Annotated in this window: 12 protein-coding genes; 5 read left to right on the forward strand and 7 right to left on the reverse strand. The window is 58.9% G+C overall.

Features of this window, described 5'->3' with window-relative positions; genetic code table 11:
- The first annotated feature begins 106 nt into the window (after positions 1 to 106).
- The 4 genes from F0P96_RS05580 to F0P96_RS05595 all read left to right on the forward strand — a co-directional run bounded on the left by F0P96_RS05580 (position 107) and on the right by F0P96_RS05595 (position 9604).
- Entirely contained in the window at positions 107 to 3193 is a 3087-nt protein-coding gene (locus F0P96_RS05580) for a SusC/RagA family TonB-linked outer membrane protein (protein ID WP_151077835.1), read from the forward strand.
- A 21-nt stretch (positions 3194 to 3214) separates the two neighbouring features.
- Positions 3215 to 4633 (forward strand): RagB/SusD family nutrient uptake outer membrane protein, encoded by a 1419-nt coding sequence (locus F0P96_RS05585; RefSeq protein ID WP_151077836.1) that lies wholly within the window; start codon positions 3215 to 3217, stop codon positions 4631 to 4633.
- A gap of 152 nt (positions 4634 to 4785) precedes the next feature.
- Complete coding sequence (locus F0P96_RS05590; RefSeq protein ID WP_235917397.1) at positions 4786 to 7935, forward strand: SusC/RagA family TonB-linked outer membrane protein; 3150 nt, start codon at positions 4786 to 4788, stop codon at positions 7933 to 7935.
- Positions 7936 to 7957: 22 nt separating this feature from the next.
- Positions 7958 to 9604: a RagB/SusD family nutrient uptake outer membrane protein gene (locus F0P96_RS05595; protein WP_235917398.1), complete on the forward strand. Its 1647-nt coding sequence runs from the start codon at positions 7958 to 7960 to the stop codon at positions 9602 to 9604.
- A gap of 53 nt (positions 9605 to 9657) precedes the next feature.
- Here the strand turns inward: F0P96_RS05595 and F0P96_RS05600 are convergent, their stop codons facing one another.
- The 4 genes from F0P96_RS05600 to lon form a co-directional block, all read right to left on the reverse strand.
- On the reverse strand, positions 9658 to 10386 hold the full coding sequence (locus F0P96_RS05600; RefSeq protein WP_151077837.1) for an SDR family NAD(P)-dependent oxidoreductase: 729 nt from the start codon (positions 10384 to 10386) through the stop codon (positions 9658 to 9660).
- A 102-nt stretch (positions 10387 to 10488) separates the two neighbouring features.
- The gene (gene hslU, locus F0P96_RS05605) at positions 10489 to 11901 is read right to left on the reverse strand and encodes an ATP-dependent protease ATPase subunit HslU (RefSeq protein ID WP_151077838.1); all 1413 of its coding nucleotides are present in this window, start codon (positions 11899 to 11901) and stop codon (positions 10489 to 10491) included.
- A gap of 186 nt (positions 11902 to 12087) precedes the next feature.
- Complete coding sequence (gene porQ, locus F0P96_RS05610) at positions 12088 to 13143, reverse strand: type IX secretion system protein PorQ (protein WP_151077839.1); 1056 nt, start codon at positions 13141 to 13143, stop codon at positions 12088 to 12090.
- Between the two features lie 147 nt (positions 13144 to 13290).
- Entirely contained in the window at positions 13291 to 15798 is a 2508-nt protein-coding gene (gene lon, locus F0P96_RS05615) for an endopeptidase La (protein WP_235917399.1), read from the reverse strand.
- A gap of 248 nt (positions 15799 to 16046) precedes the next feature.
- On the opposite strand from lon, the gene F0P96_RS05620 reads away from it, so the two are divergent.
- Positions 16047 to 18080, forward strand: a complete 2034-nt coding sequence (locus F0P96_RS05620; RefSeq protein WP_235917400.1) for an OmpA family protein — start codon at positions 16047 to 16049, stop codon at positions 18078 to 18080.
- 74 nt (positions 18081 to 18154) lie between these two features.
- Here F0P96_RS05620 and F0P96_RS05625 read toward each other — a convergent pair whose 3' ends face one another.
- The 3 genes from F0P96_RS05625 to F0P96_RS05635 all read right to left on the reverse strand — a co-directional run bounded on the left by F0P96_RS05625 (position 18155) and on the right by F0P96_RS05635 (position 21459).
- Positions 18155 to 18661 carry a DUF6702 family protein gene (locus F0P96_RS05625; protein WP_151077840.1) on the reverse strand — a complete coding sequence of 169 codons (507 nt, stop codon included), beginning with the start codon at positions 18659 to 18661 and terminating at the stop codon, positions 18155 to 18157.
- 114 nt (positions 18662 to 18775) lie between these two features.
- Positions 18776 to 20089, reverse strand: a complete 1314-nt coding sequence (gene rseP / locus F0P96_RS05630) for an RIP metalloprotease RseP (protein WP_151077841.1) — start codon at positions 20087 to 20089, stop codon at positions 18776 to 18778.
- A gap of 197 nt (positions 20090 to 20286) precedes the next feature.
- Positions 20287 to 21459: a 1-deoxy-D-xylulose-5-phosphate reductoisomerase gene (locus F0P96_RS05635; RefSeq protein ID WP_151077842.1), complete on the reverse strand. Its 1173-nt coding sequence runs from the start codon at positions 21457 to 21459 to the stop codon at positions 20287 to 20289.
- Positions 21460 to 21541: the final 82 nt, after the last annotated feature.

The raw sequence follows: 21541 nt of genomic DNA on the forward strand, positions 1-21541 counted from the left end.
TCGGACTTCGTTGGTGAAGCCGGTAAATTGCCGTATACTTGCTATTGGGAACGTGCCTTTTAGCACGGAATGCCCTCGCCCACCTCACCCAACAACCTTTTTTCACATGAAGAAAACTTTACTCATGAGCAGTGGGCTCATGATTTCTCTGCTGCAGCCCGCAGCGGCTCAGGTGCGGAGTATATCTGGCCGGGTTTTCGACCGAACCAACGGTGAGGCCCTACCGGGCGCCACGGTTCTGGTTAAGGGAACCTCTGCTGGTGTATCGACCAATTCCGATGGCACCTTTGCCCTGGATGTACCAGCGGGTGGCACTACTCTGGTTATTACGTCGGTGGGCTATCTGCCTATCGAACAAGCACTGGGCAAGCAACAGCGCTTGGATATTGGCTTGGCTCCTGATACCAAGACCCTTAATGAAGTAGTGGTAGTGGGCTACGGTGAGCAGTCCAAAACGCTCATCACCACTGCCGTGTCGACCATCGACAACAAGCAGTTCCAAGGCCAGCCCGCTACGGGCGTCGACCAGATTCTGCAGGGTCGGGCATCGGGCGTACAGGTAACCTCCAGCTCGGGTACGCCGGGCGGTGGGGTTTCGGTGCGTATCCGCGGCAACAACTCCATTACGGCCGGTAGCCAGCCGCTGTACGTAGTCGACGGCACGCCCGTGCTGAGTGGCAGCTACTCGGATATCGGAGTGGGTGGCCAGGGCCTGAACGCCCTGTCGGACATCAACCCCAACGACATTGCTTCCATCGAAATTCTGAAGGACGCTTCGGCCGCGGCTATCTACGGTTCGCGCGGCTCCAACGGGGTCGTGCTTATCACCACCAAGCGTGGCCAAGCCGGCCGTACGAAGCTCAACTTCGACATGTACGTTGGCACGCAGGAGGTTATCAAGAAGCGTGAGGCCCTACCGGGTCCCGAGCTGGTAGCCCTGATTGGTGAAGCCTACAACAACACCGGCCAGGCGCCTCCCGCGGGTTTGCCCACCGATGTTAACACCAACTGGCAAGACGAAATCTTCCGCAAAGCCCCTATTTCCAACTATACCCTGACCATGTCGGGTGGCGACGCCAAAACCAAAATCTTGGCCACGGCTTCCTACTTCGACCAGAAGGGTATCGTTATCGGTTCGGGTTACAAGCGGGGCAGCGGCCGTCTGAACATCGACTACAACGTGTCGGATAAAGTAAAAACCGGTTTCAACGTGGGCCTTAGCCGTTCGTTGAGCAACCGTATTTACAACGACAACAACATCTACGGTGTAGTATCGGGCTCGGTACTGCTGGGTTCTTACGTACCGGTGCGCAATGCCGACGGCACGTGGGGCAAGGATGAAACGGGCCTGACTCCGGTAGCCAACCCGGTACAGCAAGCCACCGAGGCCATCTTCGATTCGCGTTCGACGCGTTTGGTTGGCAACGCCTTCGTGGAGTACGAGCCCATCCGGGACCTGCTCATCCGCAGCAACTTTGGCACCGACTACATCAACCTGAAGGAAGACCAGTTCGAGCCGAGCACCCTGCCGCAAGCGTCGGCTTCGCGCGGTGCCGGTACGTCTAACAGCCGTTCGGAAGTGCTGTGGCTCAACGAAACCACCGCCCGCTACAACCGCACGTTTGCCAACGACCACAACCTGAGCCTGCTGCTGGGTGCCGGTGTACAAAGCAACTACCAAGAAGGTCAGCAAACCAGCACGACCAACTTCCCCGGCAACGACATTCGTACGGTGGGTGCTGGTGCTGTGAACGTAGGTGCCGCCTCTGATATTACGGAGTGGGCCTTGGTATCGGGCTTTGCGCGCTTCAACTACGACTACAAAGGCAAGTACATTTTCCAAGCTTCTACGCGCCGCGACGGTTCTTCCCGCTTTGGCCGCAACCAGCAGTACGGCTGGTTCCCGGCTGCTTCGGTAGCTTGGCGTGTAGGTCAGGAAAACTTCCTGAGTGGCTTTACAGCCCTGAGCGAGTTGAAACTGCGTGCTGGCTACGGCCGCACCGGCAACCTCAACATCGGCAACTTCGCCTCGCGTGGTCTTTGGTCGCCTAGCTACTACGGCAACTACGCAGGTCTGGCTCCTTCGCAGTTCGGCAACGACGACCTGACGTGGGAGAAAAGCGGCGAGTACAACGTAGGCGTAGACTACGGCTTCTTCGACAACCGCATTATCGGTTCGGTGAACGGCTTCTCGCGCAAATCGATTGATTTGTTGCTCAACCGCCAAGTACCGTCTTCTTCTGGCTACTCTACACGCGCCGAAAACTCGGGCGAAGTGACCAGCAAGGGCTTGGAATTTGACCTGACGACCGAAAACTTCCGTGGCTCCAACGGCGCTTTCAGCTGGACGACGAACCTGAACCTCTCGTTCATTCGCAACGAGATTACGCAGCTCGCCACCAACAACCAATTGCAAGGTTTCGGCAGCATTCTGAAAGTAGGCCAGCCGCTGGGTGCCTTCTACGGTTACCGTGTCGACCGTATTTACCAGAACGTTGAGGAAATCAAAGCCGACGACCAAGCCGCCCGCGACAAAGCTGGCAAACCGAACGACGGCTCTATTTTCTATCAGCTGAGCTCGGCTATTCCCGGCAAGGGAACCTCGCCCGGAGACATCCGCTTCAAGGATTTGAACGGCGACGGCCGCATCACCTCGGCTGACCAAGAGGTAATCGGTTCGGCTCAGCCGAAGTTCTTCGGCGGCATGACCAACACGCTCAGCTGGAAAGGCATTGACCTGAGCTTCTTCTTGCAGTTTACCTACGGCAACGATATGTACAACAGTACCAAGGACTTCGGCGAAAGCATGTCGACGGTTTACGGCCAGTTTGCTACCGTACGCGACCGTTGGAAATCAGAAGCCCAGCCCGGCAACGGCAAAATTCCGCGTGCTGCTGCTGGCGACCCCAACAGCAACCGTCGCGACTCGGACCGCTACCTGGAAGATGGCTCTTACGCTCGCCTGAAAACGGCTACGCTGGGCTACAATCTGCCTTCCCAATTGGTTAACAAAGCCCATTTGCAGTCTGCTCGCATTTACGTAGCCGGCCAAAACCTGCTCACGTTCACCAACTACTCAGGTCTTGACCCGGAAGTAAGCACCTTCAACACCACGAACACGGCGTTGGGTACCGACTTCCTCACCTTCCCGCAAGCCCGCACTTACCAACTGGGCGTGAACCTGGGCTTTTAACCAATTTTCGACTTTCACCGAATGAATATTCGTCAGAAAGCCATCGGGCTGGCCCTTTTGGGCCTCCTCGTTGGTGGCACTTCCTGCAAAGATTTCCTCGACGTTACGCCTGCCAACTCGGTAGAGGACCGTCGAATGTTTGGCAACCCCGAAAACGCAGAAGCTTCGGTATACGGTTGCTACGGCGCGCTGTCGTCGGCTAACTACCTTGGGTTGCGCTACCCATTGTTTGCTGATTTAGCAGCTGATAACCTCACCCAGACCGGTACCTTCGCCTCCTTCAACGAAATTGACTTGGCAAGCATTCAGCCGAGCAATACGGAGACGACGGGCATGTGGGGCACCATTTATGCTGGTATCAACACGTGCAACAACGTGATTGAGCGCGTAGAAGCTACGCCGGGGTTGTCGGACGCGCTGAAGAAGCAATACGTAGCCGAGGCCAAGGCCCTGCGTGGTTTCCACTACTTCAACCTGGTACGTTACTGGGGTGGAGTTCCGTTGGTTCTTAAGTCAACGAAAGTTGATGAGCCAATTTCTTCGCTGAGCATCCCGCGGAGCACGGTCGAAGAAGTGTATAATCAAGTGCAAGCTGACTTTGATGCAGCTGAACTTGATTTGCCCCTGACCTCCGACCCCAGCCGGCTCAACAAGTGGTCGGTACGCGGCCTGAAAGCTCGCTTGGCTTTGTACCGCAAACAATGGGCTACCGCAGCAGACCTCTGCGACCAGATTCTGGCCAACCCGAGCTACGGCTTGGTGCCCAACTACCGCGACCTGTTTGAGGGTGGTTTCACCAAGGAAAGCCTCTGGGAAGTCGATTTCACCCAGACCAACTCCAGCCAATTCGCGTTCTTCATGTTCCCGTCGCCATTCGGGCGTGGTGAAGTAGCTGCCACGGGTGCCACAGCAAACCTGGCAACAGCCAGCACCAACGGTACTTCTTACGAGAACCGCACGACCGACAAGCGCTACGCCGCTACCCTTTCCGTTGGTTTCCAGCTGAACGGCACAACGGTAAAGGGCAACACGGTAGTGAAGTACGACGACCCCGGCAACGGCGACGACAATTACATTGTCATCCGTTTGGGCGAAATCATCCTGACGGCTGCCGAAGCCAAAGCTGAGCTGGGTGGAGCCCGTCTTAATGAAGCTCTTGCTCACATGAACGACATCCGGGTACGCGCCGGCTTGGCCCCTCGCACTTTGGCTACCACCAATGCTCAGGCAACGCTCTTGTCGCAGATCGAACGCGAACGTCGCTTGGAACTGGCCCTCGAAGGCCACCGGTGGTTCGACCTGAAGCGTCGCGACCGGGTACAAGCAGTACTGGGTACGTTGGTTCCCAATTTGGCTCAGAACCGCGACCGGGAGTTGTGGCCGATTCCAGCTCGTGAGCTAACCAACAACTCCAAGCTCGTGCAGAACAACGGGTATTAATCCAATATCCTATTTACATTAAAAGCCTCCATCGTCAGTGATGGGGGCTTTTTCTATTTCTGCTGTTAAAATTCGAAGCATTTTGTAATAAAAATATTAGCACGTGCCTTACATTTAAGCAAAACTCTCACTTCATACTCACTCACTCTCGTATGAATAAACTTTTACTGGGTCTGATTCCCCTAATGAGCCTCGCTCATCTGGCGGAAGCCCAAAATCGTCAAGTCTCTGGCCGGGTAACTGACCGTACGACAGGCGAAGGCATACCGGGGGCTACGGTTCTCGTCAAAGGAACTACCAGCGGCGTTTCTACAAACTCCGATGGTACGTTCACGCTGGGTGTTCCCACCGGCGGAGGTACGCTGCAGATCAGCTCGGTGGGCTTCATCACCGTAGAAAGGCCCATTGGCGAAGAAAGCCAAATCACCATTGGGCTGGCAGCCGACAACAAGCAGTTGAGCGAAGTCGTTGTAACGGGCTATGGCACGCAGGAACGTCGCGACGTAACCGGCTCCATTGCATCCGTGCAAGGCGAAAGTATTTCGAACCTTCCCACGCCGAGCTTCGACCAGCAGCTGGCTGGCCGTGCCGCTGGTGTACAAGCCACCACGCCTTCGGGTCTGTTGGGCCAGGCACCGCGCATCCGTATTCGCGGCACCAACTCCATTTCGTCGGGCGCCCAGCCCCTCGTGGTAGTTGATGGCGTTCCGGTGCTGACCGGTGACCAAAGCGGGGTAGTAGCCAGCAACGCGTTGGCCGACATTAACCCGTCTGATATCGAGTCGTACGAGGTGTTGAAAGACGGTTCGGCAACGGCTATCTACGGTTCGCGGGGTGCCAACGGGGTTATCCTGATTACCACCAAGCGTGGCCGTCTGGGCAAAGCTCAGATCAACTACGACAACTGGTTTGGCTGGGCCAAAACGGTGAAGCGCTACGACGTGCTGAACGCTGATCAATTCATCGAAATCAGCAACGAAAAGCGCAAAAACAACAACCAGGCCGCCATTGCATTTCCTTTTGAAGTGAATGGCAGCAAGGTTAGCACCGATTGGCAGGACGAAATCTTCCGGACGGGCTTCCAGCAAAACCACGCCCTCACGATTAGCGGCGCAACAGACAAGACCAACTACTTCTTCTCTGCCGGCTACACCGACCAAAATGCTGTGTTGATTGCCAACTCCATGAAGCGGGCGACTTTCCGCACCAAAGTGGAGCAGGAAGTAATCAAGTGGCTGCGCGTGGGGCTGAATGCTGGTTTGACGCGCACCGAAACCAATGGCCTCAACACGAGCGTCAACGGCCTGTCGGGTAACGTTACCAGCGCACTGGCTCTGTTCCCCAACGTTCCGGCTCGCAATGCAGATGGCACACCTTACATCAGCACTACTAACCCGGCAGTAGTTGGCCAAGGCAATAACACCGTTTCGATTGCCTTCAACTACCCGAACATCATTTTCCCGCTGGAGAACAACATCTACCGCGGTACCAGCTACCGTGGGTTGGGAAATGTCTTCGCTGAAGTTGAACCGCTGAAAGACCTGCGGCTGCGCACCCAATACGGTGTTGACCTGTTGCTCAACGACGACTTCCAGTTCAACGACCCGCGTCATGGCGACGGTCGGGGGCCCAACGGTATCGTGTTTCAACAGTTTGCGCCTACTTTCCGCTGGAACTGGCAGAACACGATTTCTTACAACAAGACCCTAGCTGAAGCTCACAAAATCGGAGCAGTAGCCGGCCTTGAATACCAGCGCACTAAGTTCCAGTCGTACTTCTCGCAAGGCACTGGTTTGTCAGATATTGACTTTGGTGTTAACAACCTGGTTTCGGGCACTGTAGCCTCGCCCACGGTTGGCGGTGGCGTCAACGAAAACGGTTTTCAATCCTACTTTGGTCGCCTGAACTACTCGTTCAAGGACCGCTACCTGTTCAGCCTTACTGCCCGTTACGACGGTCTGTCGTCGCTGCCGGAAGACAACCGTTACGGCTTGTTCCCCGGAGCTTCGGTTGGCTGGCGCATCTCGGAAGAGCCGTTCTTTGAAGGCCTCGGGATAGAAGCCATTTCTGACTTTAAGGTGCGTGCCAGCTACGCTATCGTAGGCAACACGGATATTGGTCTTTTCCCCTACGCCGGCACTTTCGGCCCGGCTAAGTACGGTTCGCAAAATGGCATTGGCTTCAACCGCGATGGACAGTTCGGCAACCCGGACTTGAAATGGGAGACGTCGAAGAAAAAGGACATCGGCTTTGACTTTGGGCTACTGGACAACCGGATAACCTTTGGCGCCGATTACTACATCAACGACAACGACGACCAGATTCTGCGGGTGCCGATTCCGCTGTCGTTTGGTATTCCAGGCAACGGCTACAGCGCCAACATCGGTCGTCTGGAAAGCAAGGGGTTTGAATTCAATTTCAACTCCCAAAACATTCAGGGCGAAGATTTCACGTGGAATACCAACCTGAATTTCTCGACCAACAAGAGTGTCATCAAAGAACTCTACAACAACGAGGACATTCTGTTCACCTACACCATTAACCGAGTTGGCCAGCCGATTGGCTCTTTGTTCGGCTACGACTACCAAGGGGTGAATTCGGCTAACGGCTACCCGATCTACCGTCGTGGTGATGGAACGACCCTGATCCAGGCTAACGTGGACAACAACACGTTCTACCCCTACGACCCGAACAACCCCGGCGCAACCCTGGGTCCGGCTACGGGTACTACTCCCGCAGGGCAAGTGGCCCGCACCACCGCCTTGGGAGCTACTGATAAAATCCTATTGGGCAACACGAACCCAACTTGGTTTGGCGGTGTAACCAACTCGTTTACGTTCAAAGGGTTTGACGCTTCGTTGTTCGTCCGCTTTGCCGGAGGAAACAAGATTTTCAACGAAACGGCTCGTCAGATGCTGCGGCAGGATTTCCTCAACAACAGCACCTTGATTCTGGACCGTTGGACGACGCCTGGGCAAAATGCCGATGTACCCAAGCTGCGCTACGGCAACACGGACTTCATCAACCGTTCTGGGGAGGCTCTTTCGCGCTTCGTTGAAAAAGGCGACTTCGTGCGCATCCAGAACATCACGCTCGGCTACACTTTGCCGAAGCAGGTTATTTCTGGCTTGAGCCGGGTACGCATCTACGGGCAAGTGAACAACGCCTTCACATTCACCAAATACACCGGTGTAGACCCCGAGGTTAACTCGAACGGTGAAACAAACAGCCAGTTCGGCATTGACTACAACAGCAACCCGCAGCAACGCGTGTTCACGGCTGGCGTCAACGTCGGGTTCTAACCACTTTTGCTGACTCTGCTTTATGAATAATAACATCTTGGGCCTTTTCGCTCCGCACCGTTTGCGGGTAATGGCCTTGGTCGCTTTCCTGGCACTTGGCAGCACCGGCTGCGAAGTAACCGACTTGCAGCCGCAAGACGCCATTTCTGAAACGCTGGCCTTCAACACTCCCGACCGCATTGCTCTGGCCGTAACCGGGGTATACAACGCAGCCCAGTCGGGCTACTACGATGCTTTGAATGGCACCGCACTTGGCACCCGCGGCTATCCTTTTGGCTCAGCAGCAACTGCTCTAGGCGACGTGCGAGGAGAAGACGTTGTTGACATGGCCGGCTTCTTCGGCATTGTCGGCCTGAACAACATCACTCCTTCCAGCCCGAACGTGGTGAACATGTGGAACAATTTGTATTCCACAATTAACCAAGCCAACGTAGTGATTGAGGGGGTACGTAAAGCGGCCACGGCTGGTACCATTACGGCAGCCAACGCAGCCATTTACGAGGGTGAAATGCGTTTCCTGCGCGCCCTCTCTTACCACGAATTGCTGCTCAACTTTGCTCGCCCCTACAACGACAACAATGGCAGCAATCCTGGTGTCCCGTACCGGGACTTCCCGGTAAATACCATTGAGTCGCTGGAAAAAGCCCGGGCACTAGATCGTAGCTCCGTAAGCGTAGTCTACGACAAGATGCTGGAAGACCTCGACTATGCCGAAACCAATCTGCCCGGCACTCGTGGGGGCAGCCTGAAGGTTACCCGTGCTACCAAAGGAGCGGCTATTGCTTTAAAGCAACGCCTGCGGATTCACCAAAGCAAGTGGGCAGAAGCCAAAGCGGAAGGTGACAAGCTCGTCACGGGTACGACTACGTTTACGGCACCAGCTGCCAACGGAGGTTACAGCTTGCAAGGCTCTCCCGACGCAGCCGCACCTGGCCGTACTACTGTTACCAGCGAGAACATTTTCTCGATTGAGAACAGCGCGGACGACAATGCTACTACCAACGGATCATTGGCTTCGGTGTTTGGTTCAGCCGCCGCCACTCCCGTAGGCGTTGGTGGACGCGGTCTGGAAGCCATTAGCCCTAACCTGTTCAACGCTTCATTCATCCCGTGCAACGACCGTCGTCGTACCACGCTGATGCAGCAGAACGCTGGCGCTTACTACAGCTTCAAGTACAAAGACGCCGCTACCTACTCCGACTTTGCACCGCTCATCCGCTACGCTGAGGTTATCCTCAACCAGGCTGAAGCCGAGGCCAATATCGGTGGGGCTAACTCGGTTCGCGCGTTGGCACTCCTCAATGCCGTGCGCGGACGCGCCGTTGATGCTGCTGATTTATATGTTGGCCTAACCGGTGATGCGCTTATTCAGGCTATCCTCAACGAGCGACGCATCGAACTGATTGCAGAGGGCTTCCGCTGGGATGACATTCACCGCTTGTCGGTGGGGCCATCGGTACGCTTTAGCCCACGGCCAGGTGGCGGTATTCCCCGCAAGCTGGATTCGTCGCAAGCTATTGCTGCCAACTACAACTGCACAACCCGGCCAGCAATAAACGGCTCTGTGGCGGACATTCCGTACACGGATTACCGGTTCCTGTGGCCGATTCCGGCTTCGGAAATTGCCAACAACCCAGGCCTGAAAGGCAAAAACAACCCTGGCTATTAACCTAGTGTTGCGTTGAATAAAAAGCCCCAGCCGCTGGCTGGGGCTTTTTGTTTTTATAGGTCGCCAATACGCAGTACAACGGATTCGGCCTGATGCGGCGGCCTTGTCAGCCATTGCTGAATCTTGGCGGCTACCGCCTGAGCATCGGCCAGTTGATTCTCTTGGTGCAACGCATTGAAATGTTTGGCCTGGCTGAACTGCTGCTCGTCGGCCGTGCGAATCTGGGCTTGCATGTCGGTATCAATTACACCGGGGACCAGGCTGCGGATACGCGCGCCGCGGCCGCGCAGGTCCTGCTCGTGCTGGGCTACTTGGCTGAGCATGTCCAACGCGGCCTTGGAGGCACAGTACGCGCCCCAGCCGTCGACGGGGCGCTGGGCGGCACCGCTGCTGATGTTGAGCACGGTGCGCGGCACCGCCAAGCCGCTGTACGCGCTCAGAAAGGTATTCATGAGCATGGCCGGCGCTACCACGTTCACATCGAACACGAATTCGTAATGTTCGTTGGGCTGCTCGCCGATGTAGCCGATTTCGCCCACCACGCCGGCGTTGTTGATGAGCGTGAGGGACTGCGCATCGGGGCGGGCCGGGAAGATTTTGAACAGGTTGTTTTCCACTGCCACGATGTCGGACAAATCGAGCGGCTGGTGCTGGTAGCGCGGGTGCTCGATGGTGGCGTGGCGCGACACCCCGAGGACGTGGGTATCGGGCTGAGCCAGCAACGTTGCGGCCAGGGCTTTGCCAAGGCCACGGCTGGCTCCGGTGATGATGTAGTAGTGCATGCGCAAAACAGATGGGTTCAGGGAAGGATGTACGCAGAAAACGCAAAAGGGCCGTCGGATGGACGGCCCTTTTGCGTTCGGGAAAAGTTGTGTTCGGCGCAGTTACAAAATATACTGGCTCAGGTCGCGGTTCTTCACCATGCCCTGCAGCCGCTCGTCTACCAGTGCGGCCGTAATCTGAATGCGGGCGTTGGCGCCAATCTTGTCTGGCACATCGAACAGGATATCGTTCAGCAACCGGCTCATGACTGTGTGCAGGCGCCGGGCACCAATGTTTTCGACGTCGCTGTTGACATCGAAGGCAATTTCGGCGAGGCGCTCCAGGGCCGCATCGTCGAAGAGCAGTTCCACGTCCTCGGCTTTCAGCAGGGCCTCGTACTGCTTGGTAAGGGCGTTTTTGGGATCTTTCAGAATGCGGTAGAAGTCGTCTTTCGTCAGGCTTTGCAGCTCCACGCGAATGGGGAAGCGGCCCTGCAGCTCGGGAATGAGGTCGGAGGGTTTGCTGACGTGAAAGGCCCCGGCGGCAATGAACAGGATGTGGTCGGTGTGCACGATGCCGTACTTGGTATTCACGGCCGAGCCTTCGACCACCGGCAGCAGGTCGCGCTGCACGCCTTCGCGGCTCACGTCGGGGCCACCTTTCTGGGTGCTGCTGCTGGCCACTTTGTCGATTTCGTCGATGAAGATGATGCCCGCGTTTTCGGCTAGCCGAATGGCCTCGTCCTTCACCTCGTCCATGTCGATGAGCTTGGCGGCTTCCTCGTCGAGCAGAATGCGGCGGGCTTCGGCAATGGTGACTTTGCGCTTGCGGGTTTTCTTGGGCATCATCGAGCCCAGCATGTCCTGCAGCCCGGCCAGCGAAGCTTCGTCGATGCCGGCCTGCCCACCCATGATGCCGAGGCCGGGGTTGGTGGCCTGCTGCACCTTGATGTCGATGTGGCGGTTTTCCAGCTCGCCGTTGCGCAGCTTTTCGCGGAACCGCTCCCGCGTCCGCTCGTTCAACTCGGCGTCGGAGTGCGGCACGTCGTCGGAAGCGCCGCCAAAGCCTACCGACGACGGCTTGACAACGGAGCTTCCCATGCCCTGAATGGGCGGAATGAGGGCGTCGAGAATGGCGTCTTCCACCAGCTGGGCGGCCTGGGTTTTCACGGCCTCTTTGCGACGCTGCTTCACCAAGTTCACGGCCTGCTCGGCCAAGTCGCGCACCATGCTTTCCACGTCGCGACCCACGTAGCCCACTTCGGTGAACTTGCTGGCCTCAACTTTGGTGAAGGGCGCGTCGGCAATGGCGGCGAGGCGGCGGGCAATTTCGGTTTTGCCCACGCCGGTGGCCCCAATCATGAGAATGTTGTTGGGCACGATTTCGCGCTGCATGTCGGCGGGAGCATGCATGCGGCGCCAGCGGTTGCGCAGGGCAATGGCCACGTTGCGCTTGGCGTCGTGTTGGCCGATGATGTATTTGTCCAGCTCGGCCACAATCTGGGCCGGCGTGGGAAAAGTGGCAGAATCCAGCATAAAGAAGGGCGGCCGGGAGTGTGGCCGGTTAGTAGATACCAAGCCGCGGGCTTAGCGTTGCCCGGGTAGCAAAAATGATGGCGGATGCGGGTGCGTGCCGTTCTGGCAGGACGCTTTGCCGAACGGATAAACGAGAAGCGCCACAGCGGTGGCTGTGGCGCGTTCCGATTGTTGTCAACCACTCCCCTATTTCTCCTTCTTGGTAAAGAGTTCGTCGATGTTGCGCGCGAGGGTAAGGTAGTTGGTGGCACCCGACACGTGGTAGTAGGCGCGGGTGTACTCAAACTGGTACTTGCTCACTTTCAGCAGCACGCCGAAAGCCAGGCCGGCGCCGCCGGAGGTGTTGTCGAGGCGCAGTTCGCGGCGGCGCAGGTGGTTGTAGCTCACGCGCACGTTCAGGCCTTTGCCCAGCAACAGTTCACCGCCCACCGTGAAGTGCCGGGCAATCTTGTCGCCGGTGCTCTTCTTCGCCGTTTTCTGCTGTCCGTCGAGGGTGTTGCGGTTCACCTGGGCCGTGTCGAGGTACACGATGTCGAAGTCGGTAAGGTGGTGCGCCGTGATGGTGAAGCGCAGCGGCATGTGCTCGGGCTTCACGGTGAGGCCCAGCTGCACATCCAACGGCAGCGGCTCCCGCTCGGCGCCGTCGAAGGGCTTTACCTGGTAGCCGAGGTTTTTGACGGCCAACCCCACCGAGAAATCCTGCGTGGGGTGCTTAAACAGGCCGCCGACATCGGCCAGCACCGCCGTGGAATGATTGCCGGCAATGCCGGCCACGGCAAAGCGCGCGGCCCAGCCCAGCGTGATGGGCCCGCGCGTGTGGGCGTTGGCCACGGTGAGGTGGTAATCGTTGACCGAAAACGTACCCAGGGCGTTGCCCGCCGGGTCGTACTGGTCGAAGTCACCGTAGTTGAGGTACGACAGGCCGAAGCCCCAGCGGCCCAGCTTCTCGGTATTGCGGGAATACACGGCGGTGCTCTGGCGGATATCGGCCAGATAGTCGCCGTAGCTCAGCGCCAAGCGCCCATCCGAATCGGCATTGAGCAGCGCCGGGTTGCCGTAGAGCATGCCGGGGTCGTTGCTCGGGCCCGAAACTACCGCGCCGCCCAACGCCGCCAGCCGTGCCGTGGGCGGCAGCGCCAGCGACGTAAACACGGTTTGGCCGCCAATCTGGGCCTGGGCCGACAGCGTAGCCGCTAAAGCGGGCACCACAAGCGCAAGAACGCGGCGTAGGGGTCGAATCATGGGTAACAAAAGTGCAAATGAGGGAGGCCGATGACGCTGCAGCAACAGGCGCTATTGCGCACGGAGCTTGCCCAATCCCGAAGATACAACAGCGCCCCGGTCAAACGAACCGGGGCGCTGTTTCTTGTTTGGCCTACCGTTTTGTTTCTACTGCACCTCTACTTCGTGGGCCGAAACGGGCACCGTACGGTCGTCGCGCACGGTGAGCTTGAGTGGCTTGTTCACCAGTTCATCGAGCAGGGCCACACGCAGCACGTCGTCCACGCGGTCGACGTAGTGAATCTTGAGGCCCTTCACGTACTCGGCGGGGATTTCGTGGAGGTCCTTGCGGTTTTTCTCGCACAGGATAATGTCGCGGATGCCGGCGCGCTTGGCGGCCAGAATCTTCTCCTTGATGCCGCCCACCGGCAACACCTTACCGCGTAGCGTGATTTCGCCGGTCATGGCCAAATGGCTGCGGATTTTGCGCTGCGTAAACACCGAGGCAATGCTGGTGAAGATGGCAATGCCCGCGCTGGGCCCGTCTTTGGGCACGGCACCTTCGGGAAAGTGAATGTGCAGGTCGTACTGGTCGAAGAGGCGGTAGTCAATGTTCAACTCCTCGGCGCGGCTGCGCAGGTAGCTCAGCGCCGTCACCGCCGATTCCTTCATCACGTCGCCCAGTTGGCCCGACAGTGTGAGCTTGCCCCGGCCCCGGCTCAGCAGGCTTTCCACGAACAGAATGTCGCCGCCCACGCTCGTCCAGGCCAGGCCCGTCACCACGCCGGCGGTTTCGTTGTCTTGGTACAGGTCGCGGTCGAAAATCTGCACGCCCAGAATGCGCGTCACGTCCGAGGGCTCCAGCTTGGCCGGAAACGGCTCTTCCATGGCCTTGTGCTTGGCAATGTTGCGCACCACGGCGCCCAGCTTGCGCTCCAGGCTCCGCACGCCCGATTCGCGGGTGTAGTCGTCGATAACGCGCGTGAGGGCGCTGGTGCTGATGGCAACATCCTTTTGCGTCAGCCCGTGCTCGGCGAGGAGCTTGGGCCACAGGTGCTTTTTGGCAATCTGGGTTTTCTCCTCCAGCGTGTAGCCCGACACGTCGATGATTTCCATCCGGTCGCGCAGGGCCGGGTGAATGGTATCGAGCGAGTTGGCCGTGGCAATGAAGAGCACCTTCGAAAGGTCGTACTCCACTTCCAGGTAGTTGTCGGTGAAGGTCGAGTTCTGCTCCGGGTCGAGCACTTCGAGCAGGGCGGCCTGCGGGTCGCCGCGGAAATCGGCCCCTACTTTGTCGATTTCGTCGAGGATGATGACCGGGTTGGAAGCGCCGGCTTTCTTGATCTGCGAAATGATGCGGCCGGGCATGGCCCCCACGTAGGTTTTGCGGTGCCCGCGAATTTCGGCTTCGTCGCGCACGCCGCCGAGGCTCATGCGCACGTACTTGCGGCCCAACGACTGCGCCACCGAGCGGCCCAGCGACGTTTTGCCCACGCCGGGCGGGCCGTAGAGGCACAGAATCGGGGCTTTCAGGTCGTTCTTGAGCTTGAGCACGGCCAAGTACTCCAGAATGCGCTCCTTCACCTTTTCCATGCCGTACTGGTCGGCATCGAGGATTTTGCGGGTGCGCTTCAGGTTGAAGTTGTCCTTGGTATACTCGCCCCAGGGCAAATCGAGCAGAAACTCCACGTAGTTCAGGCTCACCGGGTATTCGGCGGCCATCGGGTTCAGGCGGGCCAGCTTGTCGAGCTCCTTGGTGAAGTGCTTGGCCACGGCCTCCGGCCATTTTTTGGCCTTGGCCCGCTGCCGAAACTTGTCGACGTCCTGGTCGGGGCCGTCGTGGCCCAGTTCGTCCTGCAGCACCTTCAGTTGCTGGCGCAGAAAATAGTCGCGCTGCTGCTGGTCGATGTCGGTGTGAACCTTGCTCTGGATTTCGTGCTTGATTTCGAGCAACTGGATTTCCTTCAGCAGCATTTCCAGCAGCTGGGTGCCGCGCTGCACGCCGTCGTTGATTTCGAGCAGGCGTTGCTTCTGCCCCACCTCCACGTTCAGGTTCGACGACAGGAAGTGGATCAGGAACGCGGGCGACTCGATGTTGTCCAGCGCCACCTGGGCTTCCTGCGGAATTTCCGGGTTCAGCTTCAGCATCTTGCTGGCCGCGTCTTTCAGCGACGCCATCAAGGCCTTGATTTCCTTGCTCACCCGCGCCGGCAACGACTCCGGCAGGTACGTGACCCGTGCCGAGAGGTAAGGCACCTCCGACGTGACTTCATCGAGCTGAAACCGCTGCTGCCCCTGAATGATGATGGTGGTGTTGCCGTCGGGCAGTTCCAGCAGCTTCAGAATGCGGGCCAGCGTGCCCACTTGGTAGAGGTCGGTTACGCCGGGGTCTTCGGCCCCGCTCGTTTTCTGGGCAATCACGCCCACCAGCTTGTTGCCGCGGTAGGCGCGGCGCACCAGCCGGATGCTTTTTTTGCGCGTCACCGTTACGGGCAACACCACGCCGGGGAAGAGCACCGTGTTGCGCACGGGCAGAATGGGCAGGACCTCGGGCGCTTCGCTCAGCTCGGGCTGGTTTTGCTCGGGGTCGGTGGCCACCAGCGAAACCATTTCGTCGGGGCCATCGGTCATCAGCAAAATCGAGTCGGGGAAACGCGGATCGGATTTTTTTGTCATAAATAGCAGTCAGTCGCGGCGGCGTGCCAGAGTGGCAGCCCTGGGCGGGGGCGCGGCGACTAATTTTCGAAGATACAGCTTTGTCAAGAGCTGTGCCACGGGCCTGGCCGGTACAATTTTCGGCCGCTGCGGTACACCCAGGGCAAGTCACTCGGCCAGAGCGGCAGGCGGATAGCCGCGCATGCCCGAAAAGCTATATTTTTGATGCCCCATTCCGCCCGATTCGGTTCCCCGCGCTACCGCTTTATATGTTTCGCCTGATTCGTCCGCTCTTCCTGCTTCTGCTGCTTACCACGCTTCTAGCGGACCGGCTGCTGGCCCAGCAGCCCGCCCCCATGCGGCAACGGGCGCTGACGGGCAAAATCACGCGGCAATTGCGCGTGCGCCCCGATGCCACGCCCGATTTCCTGAACGTCAACCGCATTGCCTACTTCGAAGACAAGAAAGCCCTGCGCGATATTGCCAAGGCCGAGAAGCGCAAGAACTGGAACGCCGCGCGCGGCCTGCTGGAGAAGTACGTAGCGCAGTTTGGCATCGAGAATTTCTACAAAAACAACCAGATGCTCTGGCGCATGGGGCAGCTCTACGAGCGCGCCGGCAACGAGGAAAAAGCCAAAGCCTACTACCGCCTCGCCCTCAAGCACCACCGGCAGGACGTCACCAAAATTCAGCTGTACTACGACTCGCTGGAGCAGAAGGACGCCGACCTCTACGTGCCGCTGAAAACGTACTACGACATTGTGGAGTACCGGAAAAACATTGCCACGTTCCGGCCGCCCAAAAACGTGTACACCAACATGGGCTCGGGCATCAACTCGCAGGTGGAGGACTACGGCCCGAGCTACAACGACGACTCGCAGCAGCTGATTTTCTCCTCGAAGCGCAAGCGGCGCGGCATCCACGGCGTTGTCGACGAAGACCTGTACGTAGCCAAGCGCGAAGGTGAGCAGTGGCTCGACGCCGAGCCGCTTCCCAAGCCCATCAACTCGCCCTACAACGAGGGCTCGGCCTGCCTGAGCAAGGACGGCACCACCATGTACTTCTCGCGCTGCGAATGCCCGACCTGCCACGGCAACTGCGACTTGTTTGTGAGCAAGTTTAAGAACGGGCAGTGGACGGTGCCGCAGAGCCTGGGCATGGCCGTCAACTCCACGGCCTGGGACTCGCAGCCGACCCTCTCGCGCACCGAAGACACGCTGTACTTTGCCTCCGACCGCATCGGCGGGTTCGGGCTGTCGGATATCTGGTTTACCCACAAGCTCAAGAACGGGCAATGGGCCAAGGCCCAGAACATGGGCCCCATCATCAACACCCGCGAGAGTGAGGTAAGCCCCTTCTACCACCCGCTCTACAACGTGCTCTACTTCTCGTCGCGCGGGCAGCTGCTCAATTTCGGTGACTTCGACATCTACAAGGCCTACCGCGTGACGGGCCGCTGGCAGGAGCCCATCAACATCGGGCCGCTGGTGAACGGGAAAGGCTCCGAGTACTACTTTACCATCGACGCGGCATCGAAAAACCTGTACTATGCCCGCTCGGAGGAAAAGCAACTCAAGAACCTCGACCTGTATTCCTTTCCCCTGCCGATGGAAGCGCAGCCGCTGGCTACCACGCACGTCGAAGGCTCGCTCATCGACTCCATCACGCAAAAGCCCCTGGGCGGCATCGTAAGCATTGTCGACGTCGACAACGGCATTGAGGTGGCATCCAAGTACGTGCGCCCCGACGGCTCCTTCGATTTCGACCTCATCGACGGCTCGAAGTACGTGATGCTCATTCAGAGCCCCGATTACTTCACTGTGGAGAAGAAATTCGATTTGCAGGCCGATACGGTGATGAAGCTCATGACCACGAGCATCGACTACAACATTCCGCTCATCTTCCGCAATATCGAGTTCGACGAGGGCAAGGCCACGATTCGGACGAGCATGCACACCACGCTGGACCGCATTGTGGTATTCATGGTCGACCACCCCGAAACCAAGCTGCGCATTGCCGGCCATACCGACGCTATGGGCGACTCCGACGTGAACGAGAAACTCTCGCAGGACCGCGCCGATGCCATTCGCAAGTACATCGAAACGAAAGGCAAGCTGCAGCCCAACCGCATTGAAAGCTTCGGCTACGGTAGCTCGCAGCCGCTCAAGGACGAGGCCACCGAGGAAGACCGCCGCACCAACCGGCGGGTGGAATTCCGACTCGTGAAGCCGCAATCGGACCAGAAGCCCGCGCCAGCCGGGAAAGACGCCAAGGACAAAGACGGCACCGGCAGCTGGAACTAGAAACACCGCGGGCCCCGACTTTCGAAAGTCGGGGCCCGCGGTGTTTTACAGTCGTTTTTAGCGCCCGCGTGGCGTTACCAGCTCAGCAGCTGGGCCTCGTTGCCGTTGCGGAACAGGGCGCTTTTCTTGCCGCTGCTGGCCTCCACGTTCACGATGTTCATCTGGTCGGGGAACTGCTCCAGCAACAGGCGCTGCTGCAGCCGCACGCCCTGCAGCGGCCGGGGCAAGGCCACCGAGAAATACAGCCAGTGCGCGTCGTTTTCGCGTTCCATACCGATGTACTTCAGCGGAAATTCCTCGCTTGGCTTGCCAGTGAATACGATGGTTTTGCGCAGGTAGGCGGCCACCAACGGCTGCACCACAAACGGCGGCGTTTGGTCGAGGCTGATGGGCCGGGGCTGCCCTACGGATAGGCCCTTTTCCAGGTCGTCGGTAAAGACTTTCAGGGCTACTTCCAGCTGTTTCTTCTGGGCATTCACCTTCACGTCCATGATGCTGGCGTGGTAGGCGTGGGCAAAGGCGGCAAGGCTTAGCAGCAGCGCAGAAGCCAGTACAAACAGGCGGCGGGGCATGGGCAACATCGGGGGTGGGAGAAGGAGAAAGACCTTACCGCGACCAAACGACGGCCGCGGGGCAAGTCGTTCAAACGGGGTAAGGTCTTGGGCTACGCCAGGCGGCGAAACAATTGGGCGGGATTAAAAGAACGACTTGAAGATGTCGTTGAAGAACACGAACACCATGAGGCCCAGCAGCAGCACCATGCCCACTTTCTGGGCGTTTTCGAGGAAGTTATCCGAAGGCTTGCGGCCCGAGAGCATCTCGTAGGTGAGGAACACCACGTGGCCGCCGTCGAGGGCCGGGATGGGGAGCAGGTTCATGAAGGCCAGCACCATCGAGAGCATGCCGGTGAGCGTCCAGAACTTCACCCAATCGAAGGTGCCGCCGTAGGTTTGGGCAATGGCAATGGGGCCGCCCAACGACTTGCGGGCCGAAGCCTCGCCGCTGAAAATCTTGCCGAAGGCCTTCAGCTGCGCGCCGATGATGCCAAACGCCTGCTTGGTGCCGGCCGGCACCGATTCGGCCAGTCCGTACTCGCGGGTGGCGTACTTCAGCAACGACTTAGGCCGGAAACCCACCTTGCCTTCCTCGTCCACGTTCACCGTGAGGGGCACTTGCTGCGTGCCGCGCTGCACCAGCAGCGGCGTGGGCTTGTTGGCGTTGGCTTTGAGGGCGGTCTGCAGCTCGGGGAAAAACTGAATGGTCTTGTTGCCCACCTTCAAAATTCGGTCGTTCACTTGCAGGCCGGCTTTGGCAGCCGGGCCGGCGGGCACCACTTCGCCCACCACAAAGGGGTCGTTGGGCACCACAAAGAACGATTGGTCGGCATCGGCCATCTTGTCCATGAAGTCCTTGGGCACCGAAATGTCCACCAGCTGGCCGTTGCGGTCGACGGTGTAGTAGCTGCCGTTGCCCAGCACCACATCGGGCGAGTACACGTCGTTGAACTGCTCGAAGGGCCGCCCGTTGATCTTCACAATCTTGTCGCCGGGGCGGAAGCCGATCTGCTCGCCCAGCTTGTTGGGCACCACGCCAAAGCGCTGCGCCTCGGCGGCGGGCAGGTAACTCTCGCCGTAGCTGTAGGTGAGCAGCGTGAAGATGAGGATGCCGGTGAGGACGTTGACAATGATGCCGCCCAGCATTACAATCAGGCGCTGCCAGGCCGGCTTGGCCCGGAACTCGTAGGGCTTGGGCTCTTCCTTGAGCGCGTCGGTATCCAACGACTCGTCGACCATGCCGGTAATCTTGACGAAGCCGCCCAGGGGAACGGCACCAATCATGTACTCCGTTTCGCCGAATTTCTTACCGAAGATTTTGGGTGGAAAGCCGATGGAGAATTTCTCCACCCGCATGCCAAACCACTTGGCCGACAGCATGTGTCCCGCCTCGTGCACGCCCACCAAAATGGTGAGCCCCAGCAGGAGTTGCGCGGCCATTACCAGAATATCCATCTATTGTGTGTTGGGGGTTGTTTTCGTTAAGAGTTGAACGTCATTCCGAGCGAAGCCGAGGAATCTCGCGTGTTTACTGGATAGTAAAATTACGCTCTGGCACCAGCACGCAAGATGCTTCGCCTTTGGCTCTGCATGACGTTCTTATTGGTATCGTTTAGGACGACACCGTTTATTGGTAAACCGTTGCCAGCCCACTAAGATTTCACCAGCTCGGCAGCAACCCGGCGCGTTTCCTCGTCGGTGGCCACGTAGTCGTCCAGCGACGGGTCGGCAAGGTACGAAACCTTGGAGAGGCAGCTTTCCACCACGTCGGGCAATTCGAGGAACTTGATCTGGTCGCGCAGGAAGGCAGCCACGGCAATTTCGTTGGCCGCGTTGAGCACGCAGGGCGCGTTGCCGCCGCGCCGCATGGCCTCGAAGGCCAGCGGCAGGTTGCGGAACGTGTCGCCGTCGGGCCGCTCGAAGGTGAGCGTGGGGTAGTCGAGAAACGAGAAGCGCGGAAACGTGTTGGGCAGGCGCTCGGGGAAGCCCAGCGCGTATTGAATGGGCAGCTTCATGTCGGGCAGCCCCAGCTGGGCTTTCAATGACCCGTCGCGGAACTGCACCAGCGAGTGAATAATGCTTTGCGGGTGCACCACCACATCGATCTGCTCATCGGTCAGGCCAAACAGCCACTTGGCCTCAATCACCTCCAGGCCCTTGTTCATGAGCGAGGCCGAGTCGATGGTGATTTTGGCGCCCATGTCCCAGTTCGGGTGCTTGAGGGCCTGCGCCTTGGTTACCTGCGCTAGGTCCTGCGCCGAGCGGCCCCGAAACGGTCCGCCCGAGGCCGTCAGAATGATTTTCTCCACTGCTTCGGGCTTCTCTCCTACCAAGCATTGGAAGATGGCCGAGTGCTCGGAATCGACGGGGTAAATGGCCGCGCCGTGCTGCCGGGCCAGGGCCGTGACGAGCTGCCCGGCTACTACCAGGGTTTCCTTGTTGGCCAGGGCAATGGTTTTGCCGGCTTTCAGCGCGGCCAGCGTGGGCAGCAGCCCGGCGTAGCCCACCAGGGCAGTCAGCACCACGTCTACCTCGGGGCGGGCGGCTACTTCGGCTAGGGCGGCAGCCCCGGCCAGCACCTCGGTTTCGGGCTGATTGGCCAGGGCGGCTTTCACCGCCAGATAGTTGCTTTCGTCGCCGATGACGACCACGGCGGGGCGAAACTCGCGGGCCTGCATCACCAGCAAATCGGCGCTGCGCTGGGCCGTGAGCACCGCCACGCGGAAGCGGCCGGGGTGGGCCCGCACCACGTCGAGCGTTTGGGTGCCAATGGAGCCGGTGGAGCCCAGCAGGGCCAGCACGCGTTGGGGTTGGGGAAACGACATGGATTCGGGACGCTGGCCGCTTGGGTGCGGCTGCGCCAGTGGCAAAGGTACAGCTTCGGGCGACCGGCTCCGCAAGTTGCAC

It is taken from the genome of Hymenobacter busanensis (genome assembly GCF_008727865.1).
Taxonomy (GTDB): Bacteria; Bacteroidota; Bacteroidia; order Cytophagales; family Hymenobacteraceae; genus Solirubrum; species Solirubrum busanense.